We start from the raw sequence: 23,779 nt of genomic DNA, 5'->3' as shown, positions 1-23,779 counted from the left end.
CGGCCCGGGTTTCCGGGCCTAATAGGAGGATGGCGAAAGATGGCCAAAAGTGAAGTGTTGAATTATACGGTAATCTCCGCGTTTAACGATAAAGAAACAGAAACGCTGATTGAACCCGGTACTCTATATCCTGCGGATCAGAAGCGCGCAAACGTTCTGAGGGCTGCTGGTGTCATAGCCGAGGATGATGAAGGTCAAGCTTTGCCAAAACAAGCTAAATCTACTGACTCTGAAAAGGACAAAGAAAAGGATAACTCGGGCGGTGATTCTGATGCTGACGACACTCCAAAGAGCTAAAGGGATGTTGTCCATTCCACAGGAGGACACTTCACAGGATCTATATCTGCTGTCGGCTCTGGCTGCGGCTTCTGAATGGATCGAACGGGAATGTAATCGGAGTTTTGAATACAAGACATACCAACAGACGTTGGACGGTCCTGGAACCCAGTTCCTCCGGCTTCGAAACTTCCCTATCCATTCAGTGTCAAAGCTGAGCATTCGCGATAAGGAGCAGCAAACGGACTCTTTCAAGATTGAGTCGGAAAACGGGATGTTATTTAAACGCTCTGGTTGGCCCTGTGAGGCGCGTATTGTCGATGTGGAATATCTAGCCGGATACATCCTGCCAAGCGACGAGACAGGCGCTCCGGCGTCCACATTGCCACAAAAATACGAACTGGCCTGTGTGTTGCTTGCTCAAACGCTCATGAGGGAACAAGGCGTTACTAGTGAGAAGGTTGGAAATATATCCGTAACATACAAAGATGAGGGCCGAAGCCTGCCGGGTGCAGTCAAGGCACTTATTCAGTTGTGAGGTGGTTGGATGGCTAGGAGAAGTGTAAGGCGTGCCAATGTGCAATACACCGGAGATATGGACTTGTCTGTATTGGTCGATCGGGTCCGGCCATTGATGGACCAAGAGGTTGTCATAGGCGTTGAGGGTAATGCGGAACTGGCTATGATTGCGGCGGTACATGAGTTCGGATCGGCCAAGATGAACATTCCAGCCCGTTCCTTTATCGGCACCGGGAAAAAGAAGGCACAGGCTGCTATAGGCAAACTTGTTCGCGCTGGGGTCAATGAAATCGCGCTTGGGAACAAGACGGTTGAATCTCTCTTGCAGGAGATCGGAGAAGTTGGGCAACAACGAGTGGTCAAGAACTTTGACCGGATCAAGCAGCCGGGAATATCTGCAATCTATGCCCGTTATAAAAAAGGAAAACGGTTGTTGCAGTCCGACATGGATTTACGAGATTCTATCGTCTTCCGTGTCCGGCGCAAAGGAGGGTAGCCATGAGATTTAACCAAGCGCGTATCCTGCGCAAGTACGAGCGTCCATACACCCTTATCCGAGAAGGTGAGGGGGACTGGAACTCTGTGGGCGTTGCTATACCTCCTGAGACGCAGAGAATTGACCTGAGAGGGTCGATACAACCGTTAGGTGATAAGTTAACCCAAACGGATGGAGGACGTTACACAGTGGACGACAGGCTGTTGCTGACAACGTTTCAGCATGAATCCGGTGACGTTGTGGAACATCAGGGCAAGCAGTACACCGTGGAAACGGACTCGGATTGGAATCAGTACAGTAATGTGAACGAATATCGGTTAAAGAGGGTGAGCACTCATGATCCAGTTTGAAGCGATCCGGAAAAGCATGATTGAGGGCTTGTCTGGGGCATTGGGTGTGCGAGTCATTGAAATTGATGGCGTGAACAAGGTTCCACCTGTCCCGTTCATGACGTATAACTTTTCGGATGAAGGCAGTGTGCGCGGTCACATGGCCGTGACACTTGAAGGCGACAAAATGGTTCATTCAGGAGACGTGCCGCTAAGCGTTACGTTTCAAAGCTATGCCCATGATCGGTTGGGAGCTGCTGTCCTGGCTAATCGTGCCCGAGATTGGTTCCTGACTGCTGGGCACCGACTCCTGAAAGATGAAGTGAATACGGTTGTCGTTACCGTTGGCGAATCCGTGAAAAATGATGTGCAACTTGGAACTGAATGGGAGCGACGGAATGGTTTTGAAATCGAATTGCGGACTAAAAACGTGATCGAAGAAGATTACACGCCGATTGAATCGGCAAATGTGGAAGGAGTTGAGCCGCTTGGCTAAAGACGTAAATGTAATCATTGATATAGAAAGCCCAACACCGCGCCTCGGTTTCGGTAAACCTCTTATTCTGGGTTCGGCCGCTACTGGGAAGCCTTACAAAACCTATGCTGATCTGGCATCCGTGAAGGCTGAATTTGGCGAAACAACGGAAGAGTACAAGGCCGCATTAGCGATTTGGAATCAGGGTGATGCTGCACCGGCAGAGATTGCGATTGCAAGACAAAAAACTGGTGTAGATTCCGAGACGGTATCTGATGTTTTGGAACGTCTGATGAAAGAGGACTGGTATTTCCTAGTTACTACAACCACATTGCAGGCGGATGTCGAAGAATTTGCTGCTGCAATAGAATTGGATGGCACAAGGGAATATTTTACGAGGTCCAGTGACTTGGTTGTAGTGGCCGCACTGAAATCGAAACTCTATAGCCGGACCACGGTGTTTTATCACACAACAATCAGCAATTATCCGGAAGCGGCTTTAATTGGACGTGTTGGATCTGCTCCGGTCGGATCAGTGACGTGGAAGTTCAAATTCTTGCAGGGGATTGAACCATTGGACATTACGAACACCGAACTTAATGAGATTCACGCAGCTGGAGCAATCACCTATGTAACAAAGGCGGGTCGAAACCAGACGTCTGAAGGGAAAACACTTTCTGGTGAATGGATTGACGTCATCCATTCCAAGGATTACATCAAAGCCAATATCGAGTATGGTATTCAAATTTTATTTGCTGATACTGACAAAGTGAGCTTCGACAATACAGGAATTGCGCAGCTGGAGAGCGTCACACGAAATGTGTTGCGACAGGCTTTCCTGCAAAACATGATTGCACAAGACGATGACGGTTTGCCTTTGTATGGGACGAATTTTAAAAGACGTTCTGAGGTAGATCCAGCAGATAGAGCACTGCGGACGTACAACGGCGGCGAATTCTGGTTTGATTTGGCCGGGGCGATTCACGAAACGACAATTCGCGGGTTGATCCGCAAGTAAGGAGACATAGCAGATGAAAACGTATGATCCAAAGGATATTACTGTGACTATCAAAGGCGTGTACTTAACTGGATTCAGCGAGGACATGGTGGAGATCGAGAAAGACGAAGAGAACTTCGAGACCAAAGTTGGAGCGCAGGGGGACGCTCAAAGAAATAAAATCAACAACCCACTAGCTTCAGTTACAATTACGCTTTTGGGAAGTAGCCCACAAATCAAATTCATGAACAATTTGGCGAATACGGGAGAATTATTCCCGTTTTCTTTGATTGATGCGGGTATGGATGAAAACGTCACAGCCACAGAGGCTTACGTTAAAAAGCAACCAACCAGAACATATGGCACAGAGCTTGAAGATAGAGAATTCGAATTGCAACTTATCGATGCTCAGTTTGCATAAAAAATATAACAAGAAAAGGATGATTTATCATGGCTAATTTCAAACAAAAGACTTTCGAAAGCAAAAAAGGAACGACATTCCTCTTTCAGCATCCAGGAGTACGGATGGTTTCCAAAATCAATGATCAATCAAAGAACAAGCATGGGGTTTTGTCGGAAGAAAGAATGTCTGAATTAATGCTCAAGCACGTTATCGTTCAACCCAAACGAACTATTGACGATTTCGAGGACTACAGCGAGTACATGGAAGTAGTGAACAAGGCTTATGCATTCATTACTGGGAATGATGAAGAGGAGCAATCCGATGATAACGAAGAAGGTAGCGAAGGACAGGGCCAAGCGTAATTGGTTGATGTGGCGGCTGCTCCTGTCCGATATGTCCATCACTTATAGTGATTTAAATAATATGGACGAAGATGATTTGCTGGAAGCCAACGCTGCACTGGATATCCATATTGAACAAATGAATAAACAATCGAAAAAGAAATAGCGTCCCTTTGGGGCGCTTTTTGCTTTTGAATGGGGTGATTTGAGGTGGCGGGAGGCGTTATAGGCAACCTCATGTTTGCCGTTGGATTTAAATTAAACACTCGCGGTTTGGACGAAGGCAACAAGAAAATCTCCACTCTGACCAAAGGTGTTGTTGGATTGGGCGCTGCTGGCGTAGCTGCAATGGCTGGATTGGGAATTGCGGGGATAGCAGCTGCAACCGAGTTCGAAAGATCCATGTCTGATATACAGAGTGCAACGGGTATGGCTGCGGATCAGATGGAGGCGACTAGAGATATCGCCAAGAATTTATACTCGCAGAACTTTGGTGAGGATTGGAACGATCTTGGTAGTGCGATATCGACTGTTCAACAAGTGACGGGGCAAACTGGAAGCGAATTAGAATCGACAACGCAGAGTGCGTTATTACTGCGTGACGCATTTGGTTATGAAATCAACGAGTCCATTAAATCGGTGGACACAATGATGAAACAGTTCGGTATTACCTCTGAACAGGCTTACGACTTACTGGCACAAGGGACCCAAAAGGGTCTAAATAAGTCAGACGAACTCATCGACAGTGCAAACGAATACGCCAACCAATTTAAGTCTCTCGGATTCTCGGCCGCAGAAATGTTCGATGTCTTCGCAGCCGGTTCGGCAGAGGGTGTTTTCCAACTGGACAAAGTCGGGGATGCAGTTAAGGAATTTAACATAAGGTCCAAGGACGGTAGTAAGGCTTCAATTGAGGCTTTCGAAATGTTGGGTCTTAATGCGGATACGATGATGCATACATTTGCCAAAGGCGGACCGCAGGCCAAGGCTGCGTTTTCCCAAATACTCCAGATGATTTCTGATGTGGAAGATCCGGTACTCAAAAACCAGATCGGGGTATCTTTGCTTGGTACACAATTTGAGGATTTGGAAGCTAACGTAGTAGCAGGAATGGGCCGAGCGACGAGTCAGTTCAATTCTACGGGCGATGCTATGGCGGAGTTGAATAAGATCAAGTTCGAGAAGCCTGGTGAAGCCTTTGCCATGTTTGGAAGGCAGATCGAAACCAGTATCTTGATTCCGATTGGCGAAAAGCTTCTTCCGTATTTTAATCAGTTTGGTCAATGGATGGCTGATCATAAGCCGCAGATTGAGGCGGTTGGTAATGCCATCGGTGACGGACTGGGTGCGGCATTGGATTGGGCAGGGGATGCAGTCGCCTTTGTGTATGACAAATTCAATGAATTCATCCCTAAAGTTCTCGAGTTCAAGGATCAGGCTGTGTCCACGTTCCAAGAATTTAAGAAAACATTAGAGGATAACCAAGGCACGATTACTGCGGTGGCTGGAGTTATTACAACACTGTTGCTTCCAGCACTAGTGCAAACAGGTATCAATGCCATGGTGACAGGCGCGAGAATGACAGCGGCTTTTCTATTGTCCAAAATACAAATTGCGGCTAATGCTGCTGTAATGACAGGTCAGATGGTCCTTGCGATGGTGAGATATGTCTTCCAAGGATGGGCAGTTGTGGCATCGATTACAGCGACCATTGTCGCTTGGACTGCCCAGAAGGTAGCCATGGTTATTTCAACTGCTGCATCGTGGGCAATGACGGCAGCACAGTGGGCGATGAATGCGGCGTTCCTGGCAAATCCGATTACTTGGGTTGTCCTGGCTATCATAGCGGTTATTGTGGCAGCGATTGTTATATTTAAAAACTGGGGAGCCATTAAAGACTGGTTGGTTGCCAAGTGGCAGGCGCTTAAAGCCGGAACCATATCTGCATTCCAGGCCATGGGGAACTGGATCAAAAATATGTTTACAGGATTGGTCAATTCAGTAAAAACCAAGGCAACAGCCATTTGGGACGGCATCAAGTCTATTTGGGACAAGATTACAGGATTCCTTTCAGGCATCAACCTATTTGACATAGGTAAAAACATCATTGAAGGCATGATCAACGGCATAGGCAGTATGGCGAATGCTGTGGTCGATAAAGTCAAAGACATCGGTAACAGCATCACCGACAAGATCAAGGGCATTCTGGGTATTCACTCACCATCCAGGGTGATGATGGAAGTCGGATTCTTTACTGGCGAGGGGCTTGCACAAGGGATCGAGGGCACACAAGATCGTGTTTCTGCTGCATCAGCTGATGTCACGGACGAAATTGTGCCAGGCAACACCAAAAAGGCGGCATTGGCACCAGCTAAGAGTCTTGCACCTGCGCGAGCCGCTGCATCAAGTGGTGCTCCGAGCGGTTCATTTAACTTTGACATCAAAATTGATTTGAAAGCAGATGGCGCCTCTGCGACTGTAGCGTCTGATGTAGGCGCGGAAGTTAAACGCCAAGTTCAAGCAATCTTGGAAGAAACACTACGTCGCATGGGCTTGCAGTCTCCTGAAATGGAGGGGGCATAATGGCAACGGTTGATGGCAAGTACCTACTGGTTGAACAGGAGAGTCCAGGATTCGATGTAGACATAACCACGCAACCGGTAGAAAAAGATACTGATATGACTGATCATGTGCAGCGCAAGGCCCGGACTATGGGGATTACGGGACAAGTATCCGGGCCAGGAGCTGCTGCCATGCTTACGTATCTCAAGAAGGTGTCTGACAAGGGCATAATTGTAAAGTACGTTGGTCGAGTGGCTTTTATGGGCATGATCTCAGGTTTGGCAACAGGACACTCTTACAAAATCGCGGATGGGTACACGATATCATTCACCCTCACCGAGGTCCGAGTTGCGAAATCATCTTACGTGGACAAGCTGCCTACGCCGATAAAGGCTCAGGCGATTAAAATCGTCAATTCAGGCACGAAGCAGACGAAAGATAAGAGCAAGAAGTCCAAGGGAAAGAGTTCTACGACCAGTTCGAAACCAAAGAAAGATAAGGACAAAAAAACGAAGAAGGAAAAGGAACCAGTGAAGAAGGTTAAATTCAAAGCTGGTAGCCCTTGGGCGTAGGAGGGTCTATGGAATACGTTGATATTGAAAAGGATTTGATTCCCTATTGCTTTGATATCTCACTTGAGGATGAGATTTTCACGTTCGAGGTCCACTACAATGAACAATTTGATTATTTCACGGTGGATCTGGAGAAGGACGGGGAAGTGCTCACCACTGGCGAGAAGTTGGTGTATGGTATGACTTTGTTTTATGACGTCATTGATAACCGATTCCCAAGGGTTCCGATCGTTCCATACGATCAATCCGAAACTGAAAGCATAGTTAACTGGCGGACGCTCTCTGAGAGCGTCTTTTTATATTTGATCAAAACTGAAGGTGAAGACGATGAATAGGAATTTTGGCCGTGTGCTTGAGGTCATGACTGAAAATATGAAGTTTTCAATGTCAGATTACAACATCGAAGGAGTGGTTCCGTTTGATAATGATCCACTGCCCAACGAAGCCGAAATCAAAATCTGGAACCTGTCCGATAAGACCTTAAATAACATCTCACGCAACAAGGTTTTGATGATCAATGCCGGATATACGGGTGACATCGGGGTGATTCTTCACGGCTACATATCCCAAGTTTCCACCGCATGGTCAGGCGTGGATAAAATCACCAATATCAGGGTTTTGGATGGGTACGACTTGTCCAAACGACAGGTTAAAGAAATTGCTTTTGCGAAAAATACTTTGGGCAGCAAGATCATTAAACAAATGGCGGCCTACATCGGCCTTCCGATTGCTCAGATGGATTTAAACCAGGATTACAGATACCAGGACGGATATAGCGCTAAAGGGGCGGTAACGGACATCATATCCAAGGTGTGCAAAGACTGCGGGACGAGTTGCTATATCAACAAAGGTAAGTTGTATGTTCGAAGCCTGCGGCGTGGTCCGGATGATCTGTTTGCACTCAATTCGGATACGGGATTGATCGGCACTCCAGCGGCATTCGAGCAAAGCGGGGCAAAGGGTTACAACCTGTCATCTCAGCTTCAATATCGCATTACAACCGCATCGGCCATTGACCTGAAAAGCAGGGCATGGAGCGGACGCTTGTACGTTCGAAGCGGATCACATACATTTACCCGGACTGGGGACTTCAAAACCGACATGGAGGCGATTGTGTGAAGTTGGATCCAGCTGCGGCTATGGCTAATCTTTTGCGGTCGTTGGTTGACCAGGCTATGTCTAATATCCATGTGGGTCTGCCATGCAAAGTCATTACCTTTGACGAGGAAACATGTACGGCTGATGTTCAACCGCTAATTAAGACAGGCGACGACGATCCAGCCATGATCTTAGGCGTTCAAGCCCTTGGACAAAAGCTGAAAATAGATGGGGCACAGAAGGTGTGTAAACCGGATTTAGCATCAGGCGATATCGTGTTTGTCTCTTTTGCTGATGGCGAGATTCGGAACACCTTAACCGGCTCAGTAGCCAAGCCAGATACAACACGGTCTCATGACCGTAATGACGCTGTTATCGTGGGGGTGTTTCCGTGCAGTCTATCCAGTTGATTGATGGTGATTTTCATTTTGATGATGTAGGAAATATTGTCGTTATTGAAGACACTGAAGAAGTGGCGCAGTGCTGTGCAATTACGCTTGGAACCCGGGCAGGCGAATGGTTTCTGAATCCGGAACTGGGGATAGACTTTGATCTGTTTCTGGGGAAGGACTTTCATGAGGAAGCAGCCAGGGACGAATTAATACGAGCGTTGCTTACAGATGTACGGATCGAAAGCGTTGAGGATGTAACTTTTGATATAAATCGGCAAGAACGGACCATGATCGTTTCATTCGTGGCTATCGGAACCAATGGCGAAATCGTAGAGCAGGAGGGGGTGGAAATCGGTGTTGGATGAAACGGGGTTCAAGCGGAAGCGTTTCGTGGATCTATTCGAAGAAATGGAAGATAAGGCCAAGGAAGCATGGGGCGAAAAAGTGAATACCTCTGAAAAATCGCCGCTAGGTATTATCCTGCGGCTTTTTGCTTGGTTCTTATCTATCATTTATGCCCTTGCTGAAAAAGTGTATTACAGCGGATACGTAAACACGGCTGAAGGTAACAGTTTGGACCGTCTGGGGCCATATGTGGGCGTTTCTCGGGTGCTGGACCAATACGCTACAGGTACCGTGACATTGACAGGAACGCCGGGATACACACAAGCGGAAGGCTTCCTAATTGCTACAGAGGGAGATATACAGTTTGAGACGCTTGATCCTGCTGTATTTGACTCTACAGGCAAAGCAACTGTGCCCATCGAGGCGATGGAGTCAGGCACAGGTAGCAACGTGGCTGCGGGGCTTATAAGTGTTATCGTCAATCCCAATCCGGATGTCACGGCAGTAACCAACATAGCGGCCACGTCGGGCGGACGAGCCAAGCAAACGGACCCAGAGTTTCGGGAGCTGTTCGGACTGTCTGTTGCTGGTGGAGGATCAGCTACAGGCGATAGCATAAGAGGGGCTATCCTGCGTGTGGCGGGTGTACGTGCTGCGGCTGTCATTATTAATAGTTCCAAGGATGTTGATTCTGCTGGGCGGCCTCCGAAGTCTTACCAGTCCTACGTGCTTGGCGGAGAGGATACGGATATTGCAACGGCCATTCTCGGGGTTGGCTCAGCCGGAATTGAGTCCTATGGTGATACAACCGTAGTTTTAAAGGATCTGAGCGGCAACGAACAACCTGTATCATTTTCTCGTGCTGAGGTGGTACCGATCCATATCAAGGTCCACATCTATAAAACGGCATCTTACCCGGCAGATGGTGACGCACAGGTTGTTTCTGCGCTTGCTCAGTTTATCGGCGGGACAGACGCAGACGGGACCGTGTACGCGGGATTATCCATGAACGATGACGTTATCCTGATGCGCCTGGTATCAACCATTTACAAGATTGCCGGGGTTGAGGATGTATCCTTGGAACTGTCACGGGATGGAACGACATTCGCAGCGGGAAATATCCCTATCGAGGTATTCCAGGTTGCCCAAACTGCAGCTGATTGGATCGAGGTGGTCACAGATGATTTCAGCAGCTGATTTAATCCGTAAATTGACCGATGTATACGTAAAAAATCCAGACAGCAACATTGGTAAGTTGCTACGGATCGTAAGTGAGCCAATCAATGATTTAAAACAGGGATTCGAAAAGATTGAGCAGTGGCGTGACATTGACCAAGCGAAGGGAACAACGCTGGATCTGATCGGCGGAAACGTGGGCCAGAAGCGCGGTGCGGCGTCTGACGATGTTTACCGGATTATGATCAAATCCAAGATAGCCCGGAACTTGAGCAAGGGCGATGTTAATACGATTATTCGGGTTATCGCCTTGGCCGTGGGTGCCAGTTATTCGGATATCAGAATCACTCAAAAGTTCCACGATCCACTTGATCCTGAACCGGCTGCAATTTCCCTGATGCGTCTTCCGCTTGAGCGATTGGCTTCATCCGGCATTGAGCTGAATCAGTTCGTGCAGATCATATCTAAGACGGTAGCGGCCGGAGTGAGTGTCCAGAGTATTGAGTTGCAGGGCACATTTGAGTTCGGGGGGTTACCCGAGGTGTTTGATCCGGCTACAGGATTCGGAGATGTCAATGACGATGCTGTTGGCGGAACTCTTGGTGCTGTGTATCAGGCCGGAACTGAAACAGATCTACCAATTTAGAAAGGGGGCTATTTCGTGGCATTTACACAAAAACTACCAGAATGGAACGCAACAGGTGTTGAGCCATCCGAAACACAGAAACAAACAGGATTTCAGCCAGGCGTGAGGCCACCAGCTCAGTGGTTCAACTGGCATCTAAATTGGAGCTACTTGGCGCTGAAGGAATTGCAGGAGAAAGCAGCAGAAAAGAGCTATGTCGATGCAGAACTTGAAACGATCCAAACAGAAATACAGCAGCTTCAAGAAGATGTTCAAAATGCAGACATCCCGGATGCATCCCTTACGGTAAAAGGTAAGGTGCAACTATCAAATAAAACCAATGGCACCTCTGAAAGCCTAGCGCCGACAGAAAAGGCTTTAGGGTTGGTGATGACTGAGGCGACAGCGGCAAAGCAGCTTGGAGTTGAGCAAAAAGCTAACGTGGTTGCCACGCTTAACTCCATAGGTGTATCGGCATCCACAAGTGAGACATGGGCACAGCTCATAGCAAAAATGGCCGGGGTTGTTCGAGCTACGGGTAACGCAACAGCGGCGCAGGTGCTTTCGGGGGCTACATTCAGTAATGCCTCCGGAAATGGTCGGACGGGTACAATGCCCAATCGTGGAGGCGGAGCTCATAACGCCGCACTGAGCACGGAGGTGTGGCAAGCGGACCGAACCTTTTTCCGCGCGCCTGACGGATATTATGACGGACAATCATGGGTATTTGCGCTTACTCCTGATCTGCACCCGAGTAATATTCGGTTTGGTAAAAGTATTCTGGGCGTTGCCGGGACACTAAACGAGGGGCCTAAATATGCAACAGGGACAGCGACAAGGTCGGTTAACCAAGTCCAATTCTATATGCCGAATGGGGAGATTGATTATAGCCGATTTGCTGTTACAGTGACCGGACTTACTTTTCATCCTAACCGCATAATGATATCTATTAAAAGCGGAAACGAAAGGTTCCTTGCAAGTTTTTATGATAGGGGCAGTTTCAACTCCGCTAATTATGGGTTTGCCAGACTGATTGAAGCTGGCTTGAGTTATGATTTTAGATTGACGGAGTCAACTGCTAATGGCGGTGTCAACTTTGCGTGGGTGTCAGATCAAGGGTTCCAATTGCCTATGAGTAACACTAGTTATGAAATCATATGGGAAGCATTCCGGGTATAGGAGGGGAACGTCTTGGAGATAGGTGCGAAAATTTATTACGAAAATTCAACGGGCCAAGTCATTTGGATTATAGGGGAACGAGGGGGCGATGTAATTGAAACGACTCGCGAACATGACTTCGAGGTGTATGTTTCGTTATCTGAGCGAGTCCCTGAAACAGTGGGCTTGCTACAGTTGGATTACGGAGATTATGAGGCGGATTACGATGAGGGCGGCGTTATTACTCGCATTGACTTGGACACGATGGAACCTCTTTTTACGTATCCCGATCCAGTTGATCCAGAGACACCACAGGAACCACGTCCGGCACTCAGCAAGGAAGTAGAGTCGCTGAAACTGGCAGACATCGAAAATAAGGAAGCTATTGCAGCATTATACGAAATGCAGTTAGGGGCTGGACTGGATGTTTAATATCCTGGTTCGGCTCTTTTTGTTCCTGAAAGGAGGTGAGCAGCAAATGCAGGTATTCGTGACGATCTATGTATCTTTGATTGTGGCCGGACGCCGGACGCTTGAACAAGTGCCGGTTAACATCCGCGAGGACGTTAAAGACGATCTGGTAGCGCTGGGTTACGAGCAATAGTCAATATTCTTTATGCCCTCTGGAGTGGTCAGGGGGCTTTTCACATTACAGAGAGAAGAGGGAACGGCATGAACGAGGGGATAGCTAATGTCATTAAAATGGTGTCCGCAGCTTTGGGGGCTGGCGCGGGATACCTCTTTGGAGGATGGGATATTTTGATACATTTACTTTTGATTTTGGTTGTAGTGGATTGGTTGACGGGATGGGCGGCGGCTTGGATTAAACATGAGCTGCGTAGCCGGGTTGGTTTTGAAGGTATCGCAAGAAAGGCAGCTATCTTCCTGATCGTCACGATTTCCCATTATATTGATGCTGCATGGGGAAGTACCGGATACATCCAGGATGCAGTAGTATTTTTCTATATTGCTAATGAGCTATTGTCTGTTATTGAGAATGCTGGTCGTATGGGTTTGCCTATGCCGGATGCGTTGCGAAATGCAGTGAAGATATTTGAATCGAAGTCTTCTGTGCCAGTTAATCCGAATCTACCAGATCCACCGCAGGATGATACAACAACACAAAAACCAGCCGTATAAGAAGGGGTGTTCAGCATGACAAAGAAAATATCACAAGCAGGGATTAAACTGATTAAATCGTTTGAGGGATGCAAGCTCACAGCATACAAGCCAGTATCTACGGAGCAGTATTGGACAATCGGTTGGGGTCATTATGGTCCGGATGTAAAACAAGGCCAGAAGATCATACAGGCACAGGCTGACGCTATGCTGGTTTCGGATCTTACCAAATACGAGGCATACGTTAATAACCCGTCTTACGTTGCTGTGACGGACAAGCTCAACCAAAACCAATTCGATGCGCTCACTAGCTTTTGCTATAACACTGGACCGGGAAATCTGAAGCAGCTATGTAACGGCCGTACAGTGGCCCAGATTGCCACGAGTATCACCAAGTATAACAAGGCAGGGGGCAGTGTTTTAAAAGGTCTGGTGCGGCGTAGACAGGCCGAGCTTGATCTATTCAATAAACCGGATGATAAAGAGAACCCATACGCGGAAGAGGGCACGGCGCTGGTGAATGGCAAGAGGTTGAAGGAAACCCGGATCATAGAGGGTAGACTATGGGCACCGCTACGTGAGATAGGCGACAACATTCCAGGTTCCGCAATCACGTGGGATCAAAAGTCTAAAACGGGAACACTAGATACACCGCAATAATCCCAAGCGATTGGGAATACAAAAGGCCCTATCAGCACAGAGCTGGCAGGGCCTTATTTTTATTTGATAAAAAGATTGGGGAAGAAGCTATCGAAAATTGATTTAATTAATAAGACTACAGACAAAACCCATACGAAAAAGAAGGTTATCTCTCCATTGAAATAACGATTCTTTACTTTGTCAAATAAGGTTAGACTATTAAGATCACGAGGCTTAAAAAGATTCCCATACAAAGTACTGATTACATTTTTCCTATGTTTTATTACTTCTGTGTTTATATAATTAGTCAATTCTTCAAGAATGGCGGGCCAAGAATTCTTATCTAGTTGTAATAATTTATCTTGGATGTCTTCTAACATTTTTTCAAGGTCATTCATCAATTGATGTCCGTTTATCATTTCTGGCAAGGACTCATAATATTCAATGGTTTCTTGTCTTTTAAACATAATTGATGTGAGTTTAGTTGAATATTCTTTGAAATCAAGAACTAAGTTAAAACTAGCTTCAGATGAATACTCTTTTAATTTTTGACTTCTCAAATCTAATGTCCAAGTTTTGAAGATGGCTAGACAATCAAGAATTTCATCAGCAGTCTTGGTCCTTGCATCCCTTCTAAACTTTTTTGTCTCATTTTCATAATTTTTCTGCTGTGTTCTATTTACATTGTAGAACACAAGTATAGCTGCTGTGATTGTTATAATAGATGGTAAGATTTCGTAGAATGTTTTCTCTTCTATAGGAAAGCCGATAGACATGTATGCCGAAGCAATAAAGGAGATGTACATAATTGATTTTAATACATTTATAATAATTCTTTGTCTCTTATTCATTAATATCTTGGATATATGTTTGTTGGTTTTAGTATCTACATCACTTAACAAAGATGGTCCTCCTTCAAGCGTAAAAAAAGTCCTATCAGCCACAGTGTGACTGTAGGACTTTTTTTTTATTTGAACAACTTTCTTATCATTGCAAAGATATCAAACGAAGTCTTGCGGTACACCTTGTTGTATACTGCCTTCTTCGGATTCCGGAGCCACCCATAGCCACGTGGCATTTTGAGTCCGGACCGATGTATGATTTGACGCTTGATACTGGTCCTGGCTGACAGGCGCTTCTTAAGCGATGGCTTCCGGAATCCGAATTTCATAATTTATCCTCCGTTATTCTAAATTATCAATCGCGTATTGTGCTTCTTCTTTAGTGAATTTCTCACCGTATTCAGAGGTCAACTGATCGTAGATACCTGAATCTGACATATTCATGCTCTCTGCGTAATTTTGCGCTGATTTAAGTGCGTTCTCTTTCCAGTCAACCTGAATGTTATCAATAGCATATTGAGCAGCTTCTTTATCGAACTTCTCTCCGTACTCAGATGTTAATTGTTCATAAATACCCTTCTTAGACATATGCATAATCTCAGCATATGTTTGTGCGGATTTCAAGGCTGCTTTATGTTCCCTAGGAACACTATTTGCCTCGGCTTCCTTTTTAGCTAATTCCGCAGCCTCAGCTTCTTCTTTTGCTTTCTGTTTTTCAGCAGCTTTTTTTTCTGCTTCAGCTTGCTCTTTGTCCTCTGTCGTTTGTTCTGTAGATACGGTTTCAGCTTTAGGCTGAGTTGCTACTTCGGATGCTGTCGCACTCGGCTTTGCTTCCTTATCACCCATATTACCAATTAATCCGATAACTACTATGATTCCAAGCCAAAACCACCACTTCTTATAAATCGGTTTCTTGTTCAAGGTACTTCCTCCTATGTAATAGATAAAGATAGTCTATCAGACCTAGGTAAATGTTTCTAGATATTTTGGAACAATTTACAATATAAAAGAAATGAGTTATTATGTATCTATAATCCGAAAGCATCGGTAAAGCCTCTGCAGTGTGTTCTGCGGAGGCTTTTTTGATGAGAATATAGAAATTTTTCTCTAAGGGGAAATGAAATGCCTAATTATGTGAAATTTAAGAGGGATAAGGTTGATAGCTGTAATATTTGTCTACAGAAGAGGCAACTGACTTGGGATCATATTCCTCCAAAAGGTGGAATTGAATTCACTGAGGTTGAACAATGGAATATTATGCAGCACATGGTTGAAAAAAACACAAAACACATTCCGTCTCAAAACGGAGTGAAGTACAGGACCTTGTGTCAAGAGTGTAATAACAGCCTTTTAGGTGCTCAATATGATCCTGTTATTAACTCTTTTGCCGAGGATGTTGGTCAATATCTAAAAAGTTCACTAATAATTCCCGAAGTAATCAGATTCAAGACTAAGCCAGTCAAGATTGTTAAAGCTGTTTTAGGTCATTTACTTGCCGCAAAGGGAGAGCTTTCTTTTTCAAACCAAGACGTTGCCTTTAGGGAGTACGTGCTAGATCCTGAAATGAAAGTACCTCAAGGATATAAGGTTTTCTATTGGATTTATCCTTTTAATAATATAAGAATTATGCAAAATTTTAGTATGATGAAAGTTTATGGACCTGAGAGCGGAAGACATGGAATGTTCAGTATGTTGAAATACTTACCCATAGCTTATTTAGTTACGGATCTTGAGTATTACGAAGGTCTAGACGAGCTTACTCAATATTGTGTAGATGTTCCCGATACTGAGATAGAAATACCTATTAGGTTAAATGACCTGAAAAATCAAGTTTGGCCTGAAGTAAATGACGATAATGTACTTCTTACTGGGGATGACATAGGGGTTTTTGCTAAACCTAAAATCAGAATGATTAAACGACGTTAAATAAATAAGAAGGTTCTGTTGGCTTGAGTAGTTGCGTGAAAAATTCAGACCATACGAATAACCTTAGTCGGTCGGGCAGTGAGCCTTGACGGACATTTTTATTAATAATTCTAAACATAATATTATATCTAATTTGAAAAGGAGTAGGAGGAGTAGGAAAAAAGCCTCGCTACTTCTCTTGTATATCAAATGTAAAAACTCTTAGCTAGTGAACTAACGTTTCCCGGTAGTTCACTAGGAAAGTCTTAATATTGCCTTCTTAACTCAGTATAGATTACTTTCCCCTTATTAAGAAAATGTGGAATTCACATGTTTTGCATTGTTTTTTTCAGCTGCTCATCGAACGAATGATCTACTTCTGATTCGCTGAAGTAAACTATCATAATGTTCTTTTTCTCGTATACATTTGGATATGTTATTAGATTTGCTCTTTGCAAATGCTCGTTGAAAGTTTCACGAGCTTCCCCTCGTGCCTTTTCCGACTGGAACACATAAACAAGCAGATTTACCGATTCGTCATTACTGTTATTATTCCCGATCCAATACCCGTAGGGCTTCACATTGTCTAAAACTACAAATGGTTCGTTGATTTGTCCCTTCTCACTTAGTTTGATACTTTGTCCTTTAATAGACTGCGTTACATTTCCCTCCGTCAGATTTCTTTTTAAGTCTCCTCCATCCAAACATCCTGAAAGTAATAATATAAATGAAACACAAATTATCATCATTTTATACCTCATCGTACAACACCCTCCTATATAGTAGGAACGATCATCCAAGGGAAAGTGTTGCACATATTTTTCGAAGTGAAGGTTAATCATTCAACTAACCTGCCCGTTAGCTTAATGACCAAGTCATTAAGTGCAGAAAATACCTAGTCGCCTGACTGGGTATTTTTTCTGTTGAATAAAGAACTAATGTTCGCATATACTGATAAAGCAAACAAGTGTTCTGTTATTTGGAGGGATGAACATGCCAGTAAAATACCTGGGTTGGTTGGTCGAAATCATATATGAGGATCAAAGCGGGAAGATAACAAAACGGCGGATACAAGACAAAAGCATTCGATCCGGTCTCATTAAGGCAGATGATCTATTGTCTGGTGAGCCACGGACTTTCAAGGAATCGGGGTTACTGGCGTGTCATCCGATTAAGACGACAGCATAGGGGGTAGGTCAGATGCTAAATGACTATGAGCGGAAAGTTCTGAGGATTTTATATAACTATAAAGGAATACGGCGACGATTTCCCACGATTCATGAGCTGATCATAAAGACTGGAAGGGGAAAAGCAGACATTATGTCTGCTCTAAACGGTCTGATTGCTGCAAATTACATAACGTGGGAAAACAAATCGGATACCGATAATATTGTTATTCTGGAGGGTTGGGAGCGGGAGTCTGAGCAGCCTAAAATTTCTCAAGCTTCGCCTGCCCGACCAAATGATCTGAGTTATTGGACTGAATATTAAATGATGAGCAAAACTGATTGATGATAACTGCTTATAAGAATGAATCATCCAAAATGGTTCTGCCGGAACTGAATGCGCATAGTAGAGTAAATAGAAGAAAGAGAATTGCGTTGTTAAGCTTATTTGGGATCAATAGCCAAAAACCCTTGCGCAGATTTTGACTTCTGCACAAGGGTTATAAAAGCCGTTAAAGTTGTTTTGCCTTCAGTAGAAAACTCAATTTTGCTTGAGTAAACTAGGGGGCGAGCTGGGGACAAATTGGGGACAGACTGTAGGCCAAGCTGTAGAAATCAGTCCAAATTAGTCCTATAAGCTAATGACATGAATCCTTGATATGACTGCATTTTGTCCTTCCGTTCCAATCTATATCAATCGAAGCATATGTCTTAAAATCCTGCGGTAGGTGACTACCGTACCGGTTCGATCCCGGTCCTCGGCATCTTAAAAAAGAAAGATCGCATGACGCTTGTTAACCAAGCTGCATGCGATCTTTTTTTTATGTTCTTTTATATGAATGGAATGTCATGACCCACTACTTCACCATGCAGTTCATAAACACAAACGCTGCCTAATACATATCAGAAAGTGGATTCGACGGTCTTTTTATGAAGAGACGGGACAATGGTGTATACTATCCGTAGGCATATATTACCTTTACCCTGCTGAACGATAAGTCACAAAACCAATAAAACAATCTTATGGACGGAGGACTCAAGTTTATGTTGAAACAGCTTAAGCCATACAAGGTGTTACAGGAGCGCAGAATCGAAGAACTGAAATCGGATGCGTATCTGCTGGAACACCAGAAATCCGGAGCCAAAATTGTACTTTTGTCCAATCAGGACGACAACAAAGTATTCAGTATCGGTTTCCGCACACCTCCGGAAGATGATACAGGGGTAGCCCATATCCTCGAACACTCCGTGCTCTGTGGGTCCAAGAAATTTCCGGCCAAGGATTCTTTTGTTGAGTTGCTGAAAGGTTCATTGAATACATTCCTTAACGCCATGACGTATCCGGATAAGACGATCTATCCGATCGCGAGTCGTAATGATCATGACTTCCATAATCTGATGGATATATATCTGGATGCGGTATTGAATACGAATATTTATGAGAATGAAAAGATATTTCTGCAGGAAGGTTGGAATTACAATCTGACCTCTGCAGATGATGAGTTAACCTATAATGGAGTTGTATATAACGAGATGAAGGGTGCCTTTTCTTCACCGGAACGAATGGTGCGCAGAGAAGTGCTGAACTCCCTTTTCCCGAATACAACATACTCCTCCGAGTCTGGCGGGTTCCCGGAAGCTATCCTGGATCTGACCTATCAGGGGCTGTTGGATTTCCACACGAGATACTATCATCCGTCCAACAGTTACATCTATCTGTACGGCGATATGGATATGGAAGAGAAGCTGCAATGGCTGGATGAGAACTATCTGAGTGCATATGATCGAATCGAGATTGATTCTGCCATTCAACTTCAGCCTGCTTTTGCAGAGCGGGTGGATACGGTCAAGACTTACTCTGCGGGAAGTACGGAATCGGAAGTGGATAACAGCTTCTTGACCTACAATGCGGTGATTGGCACAAGTCTGGATAAGGAACTGAACATTTCGTTTCAAATTTTGCTATATGCACTGCTGAACGCTCCGGGAGCGGTATTGAAGCAGGCATTGCTGGATAAGGGCATTGCTAAGGATGTATACGGTTCGTATGATGACAGTCTGTATCAGCCTGTGTTCACGGTTGGACTGAAGAAGAGCAACCTGGCGAGCAAAGAGGATTTCCTGGGAACGGTAAAAGAAGTGCTTGAGCGTGTGGTGAAAGAAGGTTTTGATCCGAAAGCGCTGCTTGCAGGCATTAACTCATATGAGTTCAATCACAGGGAAGCGGACTATGGCAGAATGCCAAAGGGACTGATCTACGGATTCTCCTCCCTGCAAAGCTGGTTGTACGATGAGGAAGCACCTTTCACACATCTGGAAGCCAATGACGTATTTGCTGAACTGCGGATAAAAATGAACGAAGGTTACTTCGAGCAACTGATAGAGAAGTATATATTGCAAAACACACATACTTCCTTTGTGGCGCTTACCCCGGATAAGGGGCTGAACTCACGCAAGGAGGAAGCGTTGAAAGAACGTCTGAAAACTATTCAGGCCGGTCTTAGTAAGGAAGAAGTTCAGACGTTGATTCAGAAAACGGAAGCACTCGCCGAATATCAGAATACACCTTCATCCAAAGAGCAGCAGCAGGTCATTCCGACGTTATCGATCGAAGATATCGAACCAAAAGCCTCTACGTTGCATCAAACGGTGAACGAGGTCGATGGCACAACCATTCTGCACCATAACCTCTACACGAACGGAATTGGTTATCTGAGACTGTTGTTTGATATCAAAGAAGTTCCACGTCATCTCCTGCCGTATGCAGGATTGCTGAAAAATGTATTGGGCTACGTGGACACTCAAAACTACTCGTTTAATGAATTGTCCAATGAAATTCATATCCATTCAGGCGGTATTCATAGCGGGATTGGATCTTATGCTAACGCGCATAAGCACAATGAATTCAAGGCTACCTATGAGTTCAACGCCAAAGTGTTGTATGACAAACTTGGATTTGCCTTTGATATGATTAAAGAAATTGTGTTCACATCCAGATTCGATAATTCGAAGCGGTTATATGAGATCATCTCTCAGATGAAAGGTAATCTGCAACGTAATCTGATGAATAGCGGACATTCAGCAGGAATTGGCCGGTCTTCGTCCAAACATTCAGCGGTTGCGGATTTCAGAGAAGCGGTGAGTGGCATTGCCTTTTACCAGTGGCTTGAGGATCTTCAGGAGAACTTTGATGCCAGAAAAGAAGAGTTATCTTCCAGCCTGCAAGAGTTGACTGGGTACATCTTCAGACCGGAGAACTTGCTTGTTAGTTATACGGCCGATGAACAGGGATATGAGGGACTGGAGCAACAGGTATCCGATCTGAAAGCGAAGCTGTTCACACATGAAGTTGCCAAGGAAGAGTTTACGTTCACACCTGCAACTCATAAGGAAGGATTCCGTTCCCCTTCAGAGGTGCAGTATGTCGTGCAAACGGGCAATTATATCGACAAAGGATATCAATACACGGGTTCACTGCGGGTTTTGCAGGGGATTCTGTCTCTGGATTACTTGTGGACCAATATCCGCGCCAAAGGCGGAGCCTATGGTTGCATGTCAGGCTTTAGACGCAATGGAGACAGTTACGTTGCATCGTATCGTGATCCTAATCTCGATAAAACGTACAAAGTATATGAAGAGATACCGCAATATTTGACCGATTTCCGGGCAGACGAGCGGGAGATGACACGTTATATCATTGGTGCGATTCAGGATCTCGATACGCCGAGAACACCTTATGGAGAAGGTGCTTTCTCCCTGGAGTGTTATCTGTCGAATGTGACTGAAGCGGATCTGCAGCAGGAACGTGACGAAGTGTTAAGCACAAAGGAAAGCGACATTATCGGTTTTGCTGAGCTCTTATCGGCCATTCTTGAACAGCAACAGCGCTGTGTGATCGGTAATGAGAACAAGATTGAGGAACAGAAGCAAATGTTTGACGAGACGCTTGATTTAATTAAGAATTAAACGTTAGTCTTGCCGATCCACAGATCCCCCAATCCAATAGGCATCAAATGCGAAAGGCACTTGTATCAGCTGGTATGAACAGTTGATACAAGTGCCTTTTTTCTATAAAAAGGGCCGTTCCCATTCCATAAGAAAATGAAAGAAATGCCTTGTTACTCAGGTGACCGCAAGCATGTTGTATATTTTCAAAGTCCGCAGGTCTTCCTTTGAGATTTTCAATTCATGATATAACTCCTGATTCTCGGGCAGTGGGGTTCTGGAGAATAGCATTTTCAGCGCAATAGGCATGAAAGGTCGGAAGGAGACACCTGCCATCAGTCCCCACTTTTTCTCGGATTCCTGAAAAGAAGCCAAAATATTAATATATAGATTCTCCAGTGGCGTGGCCTGATTTTTCAAAATCAGTGTGGTCAGTGTGTCATAATGCTCGGTGTGGCCCCAATACATATTCTCGCACTCCTGATAGTTCTCGAAGTCCTTCACATTCATATACATCACGGTGCGATAACGGTTGGCATCCGATTGAGCCATCATGTCAATGACACAACGAATCAGACTGTTGTTACGCCCATCATAGAAATAAGAATAGAAACGGGTGGAGTTCTTGAAAAAGCTGGAAGGGACTGCATTCATCAAGGGAGAAGCATGCCTTGGCTCTTGGTACAAGAGTTGCTCCACCTGAATATTGAGCGCATCTGCAATATGATGTAACGTGACCAGATCGAGTGTAATATCTCCACTCTCATATTTGGATAGTGTGCCTTTGCTCTTGAAGATCTGATCCGCAAGCTGTTGAATGGTTAGTCCCCGCCACTTCCGAAAGTTTCGAATTTTCTTGCCGACTTCCTGATTGATATTGTTCATACCCGGTTCTCCTTATGCAATGTTTCTTGAGAGTACGTGAAAAAGATGAAAGTCATTCAGAAAAATGATGCTATATGAGAAATATATCACTTTTTCACGGAAATACCTATTTTGGAGAAACAATAATCTTGATTTGTTTCGTCTGAATAGATTCTCTTGCATTTGATGCAATTTCTACGTCATGAAATAATAGATGTAATACGACATGAACCGACAATGAAAAAGTAGAGCAGACAGAGGAGCAGAAGCTATGAAGTATAACTTTGATGAGATTATAGACCGCACAGGTACAAATGCCATGAATACGGATGGTTTCCGTCAATATATTTTTAACGCGACAGAAGATATGACATTTCCATTCAAGGACGAAGAATTCATTCGCATGTGGATTGCGGATATGGAGTTCGCCACACCTCCCGAGATTCTGGATGCAGTTAAGGAGCGTCTGGACCGTAGAATCATGGGTTACTCCCAAGTATTCGATCCCGCATACTACGAAGCTGTCTCCAATTGGATGAAAAGATACTATGACTGGTCCTTCCCGAAGGAGCATTTGGAGACCTCGAATGGGATCATCCCCGCTTTATATGAACTGGTGGAATATATCTGTCAATCGGATGAGAAAGTACTGATTGTGACCCCTTCTTATGGTTTCTTCAAGTCAGCTGCGGAGCATAACAATCTTGAACTGATATGTTCGGATATGATCAACGAGCAGGGACGTTACTCGATTGATTTCGAGGATTTTGAAGCCAAGGCGAAGGATGAGAAGGTAAGGGTATGTATTTTCTGTAACCCGCATAATCCATCTGGACGTGTCTGGACAACGGAGGAGCTGCAACGTGTGGGTGAAATCTGCCTGAGTAACAACGTATGGGTCATTTCGGATGAAATTCACTGTGATCTGCTGCGGACTGGCAAGAAACATACACCACTCGCGAAGCTGTTCCCGGATACGGATCGAATCATTACTTGCATGTCCCCGAGCAAAACATTTAACATGGCTGGTCTGATGTTCTCCAATGTCATCATTTCGAATAAGGCACTTCGAGCCACCTGGCAGGCACGCCATTATGGTTTCAAAAACCCACTGAGCATCGCTGCTACTCAGGCGGCTTACGAAACAGGTGATGAATGGCTGACAGAATTAAAATATTACCTGGATGCCAATTTCGCCTACGTAGAACAGTATGTGAAGCAACATCTGCCACTGGCCGTCTTTCATATTCCGGAAGCCACATATCTGGCCTGGATAGATATCTCGGCATATGCTCCCGAGCATGTAAGTCTACCTTTATTCTTCGCTGAGCAAGCGGGTGTGTTGCTCGAAGATGGTCATATGTTTGTGGCGAATGGAGAGGGGTGTATTCGTTTGAATCTGGCTTGTCCCCGTTCTGTCCTTCAGGAAGGATTGCGGAGAATTAGCAGTGTACTTGTAAAAGAAGTCGAAGAGGTACCCGTTCAAGTGTAAAGTCACCAATCCCCTGATGCGTGATTCTGGCCTGCTGTCCCCG

General features: G+C 44.9%; 32 protein-coding genes. 27 read left to right on the top strand and 5 right to left on the bottom strand.

The annotated features are described in order from the left end of the window. Positions 1 to 39 precede the first annotated feature (39 nt). The 22 genes from WFI24_RS14260 (at position 40) to WFI24_RS14155 (ending at position 13,543) form a co-directional block, all read left to right on the top strand. On the top strand, positions 40 to 297 hold the full coding sequence (locus WFI24_RS14260) for a hypothetical protein (protein ID WP_336761751.1): 258 nt from the start codon (positions 40 to 42) through the stop codon (positions 295 to 297). Further along, entirely contained in the window at positions 272 to 814 is a 543-nt protein-coding gene (locus tag WFI24_RS14255; RefSeq protein ID WP_336761749.1) for a phage head-tail connector protein, read from the top strand. Before WFI24_RS14260 ends, WFI24_RS14255 begins: the two co-directional genes overlap by 26 nt. A 9-nt stretch (positions 815 to 823) precedes the next feature. Continuing rightward, positions 824 to 1,291 (top strand): hypothetical protein, encoded by a 468-nt coding sequence (locus tag WFI24_RS14250; RefSeq protein WP_076317490.1) that lies wholly within the window; start codon positions 824 to 826, stop codon positions 1,289 to 1,291. Between the two features lie 2 nt (positions 1,292 to 1,293). Continuing rightward, positions 1,294 to 1,641, top strand: coding sequence for a hypothetical protein (locus WFI24_RS14245; protein WP_336761745.1), 348 nt, complete (start codon positions 1,294 to 1,296; stop codon positions 1,639 to 1,641). Then, complete coding sequence (locus WFI24_RS14240; protein WP_336761743.1) at positions 1,628 to 2,116, top strand: phage neck terminator protein; 489 nt, start codon at positions 1,628 to 1,630, stop codon at positions 2,114 to 2,116. Before WFI24_RS14245 ends, WFI24_RS14240 begins: the two co-directional genes overlap by 14 nt. Then, a complete protein-coding gene (locus WFI24_RS14235) occupies positions 2,109 to 3,113 on the top strand; it encodes a DUF3383 family protein (RefSeq protein ID WP_336761741.1) in 1,005 nt (334 codons plus the stop codon). The genes WFI24_RS14240 and WFI24_RS14235 overlap by 8 nt, the downstream gene beginning before the upstream one ends. A gap of 13 nt (positions 3,114 to 3,126) precedes the next feature. Next, positions 3,127 to 3,513, top strand: a complete 387-nt coding sequence (locus WFI24_RS14230) for a phage structural protein (RefSeq protein ID WP_336761740.1) — start codon at positions 3,127 to 3,129, stop codon at positions 3,511 to 3,513. 29 nt (positions 3,514 to 3,542) lie between these two features. Beyond that, positions 3,543 to 3,857 (top strand): hypothetical protein, encoded by a 315-nt coding sequence (locus WFI24_RS14225; RefSeq protein WP_336761739.1) that lies wholly within the window; start codon positions 3,543 to 3,545, stop codon positions 3,855 to 3,857. Beyond that, positions 3,817 to 4,002: a hypothetical protein gene (locus WFI24_RS14220; RefSeq protein WP_336761737.1), complete on the top strand. Its 186-nt coding sequence runs from the start codon at positions 3,817 to 3,819 to the stop codon at positions 4,000 to 4,002. Before WFI24_RS14225 ends, WFI24_RS14220 begins: the two co-directional genes overlap by 41 nt. A gap of 44 nt (positions 4,003 to 4,046) precedes the next feature. Continuing rightward, the gene (locus WFI24_RS14215) at positions 4,047 to 6,419 is read left to right on the top strand and encodes a phage tail tape measure protein (RefSeq protein ID WP_336761735.1); all 2,373 of its coding nucleotides are present in this window, start codon (positions 4,047 to 4,049) and stop codon (positions 6,417 to 6,419) included. Continuing rightward, entirely contained in the window at positions 6,419 to 6,970 is a 552-nt protein-coding gene (locus tag WFI24_RS14210; protein WP_336761732.1) for a phage baseplate protein, read from the top strand. Before WFI24_RS14215 ends, WFI24_RS14210 begins: the two co-directional genes overlap by 1 nt. Positions 6,971 to 6,978: 8 nt before the next feature. Beyond that, positions 6,979 to 7,305, top strand: a complete 327-nt coding sequence (locus WFI24_RS14205; protein ID WP_336761730.1) for a phage baseplate plug family protein — start codon at positions 6,979 to 6,981, stop codon at positions 7,303 to 7,305. Further along, positions 7,298 to 8,089 (top strand): phage protein, encoded by a 792-nt coding sequence (locus WFI24_RS14200; RefSeq protein WP_336761728.1) that lies wholly within the window; start codon positions 7,298 to 7,300, stop codon positions 8,087 to 8,089. Before WFI24_RS14205 ends, WFI24_RS14200 begins: the two co-directional genes overlap by 8 nt. Further along, positions 8,086 to 8,478 carry a Gp138 family membrane-puncturing spike protein gene (locus tag WFI24_RS14195; protein WP_336761726.1) on the top strand — a complete coding sequence of 131 codons (393 nt, stop codon included), beginning with the start codon at positions 8,086 to 8,088 and terminating at the stop codon, positions 8,476 to 8,478. Before WFI24_RS14200 ends, WFI24_RS14195 begins: the two co-directional genes overlap by 4 nt. Beyond that, entirely contained in the window at positions 8,460 to 8,825 is a 366-nt protein-coding gene (locus WFI24_RS14190) for a DUF2634 domain-containing protein (protein ID WP_336761724.1), read from the top strand. Before WFI24_RS14195 ends, WFI24_RS14190 begins: the two co-directional genes overlap by 19 nt. Then, positions 8,815 to 10,002, top strand: a complete 1,188-nt coding sequence (locus tag WFI24_RS14185; RefSeq protein WP_336761722.1) for a baseplate J/gp47 family protein — start codon at positions 8,815 to 8,817, stop codon at positions 10,000 to 10,002. Before WFI24_RS14190 ends, WFI24_RS14185 begins: the two co-directional genes overlap by 11 nt. Further along, complete coding sequence (locus WFI24_RS14180) at positions 9,986 to 10,627, top strand: hypothetical protein (RefSeq protein ID WP_336761721.1); 642 nt, start codon at positions 9,986 to 9,988, stop codon at positions 10,625 to 10,627. The genes WFI24_RS14185 and WFI24_RS14180 overlap by 17 nt, the downstream gene beginning before the upstream one ends. A gap of 15 nt (positions 10,628 to 10,642) precedes the next feature. Continuing rightward, complete coding sequence (locus WFI24_RS14175; RefSeq protein WP_336761720.1) at positions 10,643 to 11,785, top strand: phage tail protein; 1,143 nt, start codon at positions 10,643 to 10,645, stop codon at positions 11,783 to 11,785. A 12-nt stretch (positions 11,786 to 11,797) separates the two neighbouring features. Further along, positions 11,798 to 12,196: a hypothetical protein gene (locus tag WFI24_RS14170; protein ID WP_336761718.1), complete on the top strand. Its 399-nt coding sequence runs from the start codon at positions 11,798 to 11,800 to the stop codon at positions 12,194 to 12,196. A 46-nt stretch (positions 12,197 to 12,242) separates the two neighbouring features. Beyond that, complete coding sequence (locus WFI24_RS14165; RefSeq protein WP_336761716.1) at positions 12,243 to 12,368, top strand: CD1375 family protein; 126 nt, start codon at positions 12,243 to 12,245, stop codon at positions 12,366 to 12,368. A gap of 68 nt (positions 12,369 to 12,436) precedes the next feature. Further along, positions 12,437 to 12,904 (top strand): phage holin family protein, encoded by a 468-nt coding sequence (locus WFI24_RS14160; protein ID WP_336761714.1) that lies wholly within the window; start codon positions 12,437 to 12,439, stop codon positions 12,902 to 12,904. Positions 12,905 to 12,919: 15 nt separating this feature from the next. Next, entirely contained in the window at positions 12,920 to 13,543 is a 624-nt protein-coding gene (locus WFI24_RS14155) for a lysozyme (protein ID WP_336761712.1), read from the top strand. Between the two features lie 59 nt (positions 13,544 to 13,602). Here the strand turns inward: WFI24_RS14155 and WFI24_RS14150 are convergent, their stop codons facing one another. The 3 genes from WFI24_RS14150 to WFI24_RS14140 all read right to left on the bottom strand — a co-directional run bounded on the left by WFI24_RS14150 (position 13,603) and on the right by WFI24_RS14140 (position 15,285). After that, positions 13,603 to 14,424 carry a hypothetical protein gene (locus WFI24_RS14150; protein ID WP_336761711.1) on the bottom strand — a complete coding sequence of 274 codons (822 nt, stop codon included), beginning with the start codon at positions 14,422 to 14,424 and terminating at the stop codon, positions 13,603 to 13,605. A 65-nt stretch (positions 14,425 to 14,489) separates the two neighbouring features. Then, the gene (locus tag WFI24_RS14145; protein WP_336761709.1) at positions 14,490 to 14,693 is read right to left on the bottom strand and encodes a hypothetical protein; all 204 of its coding nucleotides are present in this window, start codon (positions 14,691 to 14,693) and stop codon (positions 14,490 to 14,492) included. A 13-nt stretch (positions 14,694 to 14,706) separates the two neighbouring features. After that, positions 14,707 to 15,285: an Ltp family lipoprotein gene (locus WFI24_RS14140; protein WP_336761708.1), complete on the bottom strand. Its 579-nt coding sequence runs from the start codon at positions 15,283 to 15,285 to the stop codon at positions 14,707 to 14,709. A 201-nt stretch (positions 15,286 to 15,486) separates the two neighbouring features. On the opposite strand from WFI24_RS14140, the gene WFI24_RS14135 reads away from it, so the two are divergent. Then, positions 15,487 to 16,290, top strand: a complete 804-nt coding sequence (locus WFI24_RS14135) for a hypothetical protein (RefSeq protein WP_336761707.1) — start codon at positions 15,487 to 15,489, stop codon at positions 16,288 to 16,290. A 305-nt stretch (positions 16,291 to 16,595) separates the two neighbouring features. Here WFI24_RS14135 and WFI24_RS14130 read toward each other — a convergent pair whose 3' ends face one another. After that, entirely contained in the window at positions 16,596 to 17,030 is a 435-nt protein-coding gene (locus tag WFI24_RS14130; protein ID WP_336761705.1) for a hypothetical protein, read from the bottom strand. A 232-nt stretch (positions 17,031 to 17,262) separates the two neighbouring features. Here WFI24_RS14130 and WFI24_RS14125 point away from each other — a divergent pair, with 232 nt between their 5' ends. From WFI24_RS14125 to WFI24_RS14115, 3 genes are all read left to right on the top strand, one after another. Then, positions 17,263 to 17,457, top strand: coding sequence for a hypothetical protein (locus tag WFI24_RS14125; RefSeq protein ID WP_336761704.1), 195 nt, complete (start codon positions 17,263 to 17,265; stop codon positions 17,455 to 17,457). Between the two features lie 132 nt (positions 17,458 to 17,589). Further along, positions 17,590 to 17,760, top strand: a complete 171-nt coding sequence (locus WFI24_RS14120) for a hypothetical protein (RefSeq protein WP_336761702.1) — start codon at positions 17,590 to 17,592, stop codon at positions 17,758 to 17,760. Positions 17,761 to 18,479: 719 nt separating this feature from the next. Beyond that, positions 18,480 to 21,401 carry an insulinase family protein gene (locus WFI24_RS14115; RefSeq protein WP_336761700.1) on the top strand — a complete coding sequence of 974 codons (2,922 nt, stop codon included), beginning with the start codon at positions 18,480 to 18,482 and terminating at the stop codon, positions 21,399 to 21,401. A gap of 156 nt (positions 21,402 to 21,557) precedes the next feature. Here WFI24_RS14115 and WFI24_RS14110 read toward each other — a convergent pair whose 3' ends face one another. Further along, positions 21,558 to 22,265, bottom strand: coding sequence for a helix-turn-helix domain-containing protein (locus tag WFI24_RS14110; protein WP_145322969.1), 708 nt, complete (start codon positions 22,263 to 22,265; stop codon positions 21,558 to 21,560). Between the two features lie 250 nt (positions 22,266 to 22,515). Here WFI24_RS14110 and WFI24_RS14105 point away from each other — a divergent pair, with 250 nt between their 5' ends. Then, positions 22,516 to 23,736 (top strand): MalY/PatB family protein, encoded by a 1,221-nt coding sequence (locus tag WFI24_RS14105; protein WP_336761697.1) that lies wholly within the window; start codon positions 22,516 to 22,518, stop codon positions 23,734 to 23,736. Positions 23,737 to 23,779: the final 43 nt, after the last annotated feature.

The sequence above is a fragment of the Paenibacillus sp. USHLN196 genome (genome assembly GCF_037144955.1).
Classification (GTDB): Bacteria; Bacillota; Bacilli; order Paenibacillales; family Paenibacillaceae; genus Paenibacillus; species Paenibacillus xylanexedens_C.
The sequence above is the reverse complement of the archived record's forward strand: the minus strand, read 5'-3'. Positions and strand labels throughout refer to the sequence as shown.